At 57.2% G+C, this 1,955-nt stretch carries 2 protein-coding genes; both read right to left on the bottom strand.

All coding sequences use genetic code 11. The features are described from left to right. Positions 1-324 precede the first annotated feature (324 nt). Positions 325-1,221: an AraC family transcriptional regulator gene (locus tag x551_RS21605; protein WP_036251258.1), complete on the bottom strand. Its 897-nt coding sequence runs from the start codon at positions 1,219-1,221 to the stop codon at positions 325-327. Positions 1,222-1,422: 201 nt separating this feature from the next. Further along, positions 1,423-1,955: DUF1329 domain-containing protein (locus x551_RS21600; RefSeq protein WP_036251256.1), on the bottom strand; the 533-nt coding region annotated here is incomplete at its 5' end.

Below are 1,955 nucleotides of genomic sequence, written 5' to 3'. Positions count from 1 at the left end.
TGCTAGGAGTCGCTTGCGAACCCGTCTCCACGACCTGAATGGCGTTATCAGGGAGTTCTGCGCCACTATGGAGCGACTTCGCCTGCGTTCTGATGGAAAATATCCGCCGTGACGCGGACTTAGGTCAACTCTGGCCCTTCTTCTACCGCCGATTAACAGGGAATTCCGCGTGCGAGTTCAGGGAAGTTTTCAAGCGGTATCAGCGAAGTAGGCGAGTTCTGCCAAGGCCTCAAGAGGTGATTGACACCTATGGCTTGACTGCAAAAGATGCGGGTCGCCAAGACAACTAGAGCCCGCCACGCGAATCGCCTTGGCCTGAGGTCTCTAGTGCGAAGCTACCCAGACCGGCTTGCCAGCCGACTCAGGCATCGCAAAGCTTGATCTCAGACGTGCGATCTCCTGACCTGGACTTCGACCGAAGAACCGTTTGAACTCGCGGCTGAACTGCGAGGCGCTTTGATACCCGACCTCCACGCAAGCTGTAGCGGCGGTCTTGTCACTTCTCAGCATCAGCAGCCGCGCCTGGTGGAGCCGAACCGACTTCAGATACTGCGTCGGCGTGGTGTCAGTGACTGCCTTGAAGTGGGCATGAAACGTCTGGACGCTCATTGCGGCCTCGCTGGCAAGACGCTCGACGGATAGACGCTCTTGGAACGCGGTATGAATGTGCCGCACAGACTTCGCGATCTTTCCAAACTTCCCATAACTAGCAAGCGCGGCTCGCAGCGAAGGCCCTTGCGCACCGGTTAGAACACGGAAGTAAATCTCCCGAACAAGGCTTGGCCCCAGTACCCGACACTCCACAGGTGAGCTCATCGCCTCGAGCAGCCGCAACACAACCTGTGCCATCTGGCTGTCCATCGGCGTTGACACCATGCCGCAAGGATCCGTCGGCGATGGCAGGCTCAACTCGTCCAGTTCCAACGCAATCGAAGCCAACATGGGGAGATTGAGAGTCAGGTAGATCGCAAGCAAGGGCGCGCTAGAGCTTGCATCGATCTCCATCGTGAAGGGCACCGGAATCGATACGGCCAGGTAATGCTGGTCGTCATACAGATAGAACCGATCGGCCCAGAACCCGCGCTTGCGCCCTTGACACACGATCACGATGCCAGGCTCATACAACGCAGGCGTTGATGTGAGTGACTGGTCAGAACGAAAAAGGCGTACTTCTGGCAACGCAGTGAGGGTGTAGCCTTCATTCGGCGTGAGCCGCTTCATCAGCGCGACCAGCCGACCTTGGTTGTCGGCTGCGCGCGCCTCTTCCCTCGGGGCTCGTGTCGATCTTCTCATAGACAGAAATAGATAATCTTCGCTGAATATAAGGAAATTTCCCGGCCAAATATAACCAGGAAAGTTTCCGGATGAATAAAACTTACTGATTCCACCTATTCAGCAAGCCGAACTTACGTCAACACTTACTCAAGTGCCCAATCGCTGCATAGCCAACGTAGTCAGATATTTATCGTAGACCGTTGGATCGTTTACGCGCATCGCGTGGCCACCCGAAACCTCGCGTACTTGCTCGATTCGCGTCATTCGGCTGGTTTGCGCGTTGAAGGCATGCACGGTCGCCCATGACCAGTACGGCTCCTTGCCATCCATCACCCGCGCTTTGCCATCGTCGTAGTACGCGAAGGACGCATCGAAATGGCGAAACAGCTCACCGCGACGGTCGTAGGACACCATCTGGAACGGCACCAATGTCCGTGCATCGAACCACACGCGCTTGCGCCCCACTGGCGCGCGCGGGTAGCGCACAGGCTCTGCCTCGATGACGATCACCTCGGGTACTAGCTCGACCACATGATCCCAGAACAGATTTCCATTTGGCCCTCCGTGGGTGGTGTGCTCCCAGTTCGGATGGGTCGACGTCCAACCATGCGAAACAGCGGCCAGATGCGGACCACGGTGCACCACGCGATAGTCACCCCAGGTCAAGAACGGATCCCCCG

Source organism: Methylibium sp. T29, assembly GCF_000576205.1.
GTDB classification, from domain to species: Bacteria; Pseudomonadota; Gammaproteobacteria; order Burkholderiales; family Burkholderiaceae_C; genus Methylibium; species Methylibium petroleiphilum.
This window is presented reverse-complemented; position numbering and strand designations above follow the sequence as displayed.

Bases quoted from the DNA above. Each gene is read 5' to 3' on its own strand.
- x551_RS21605 (WP_036251258.1), bottom strand. From the start codon at position 1,221: ATGAAGCGGCTCACGCCGAATGAAGGCTACACCCTCACTGCGTTGCCA.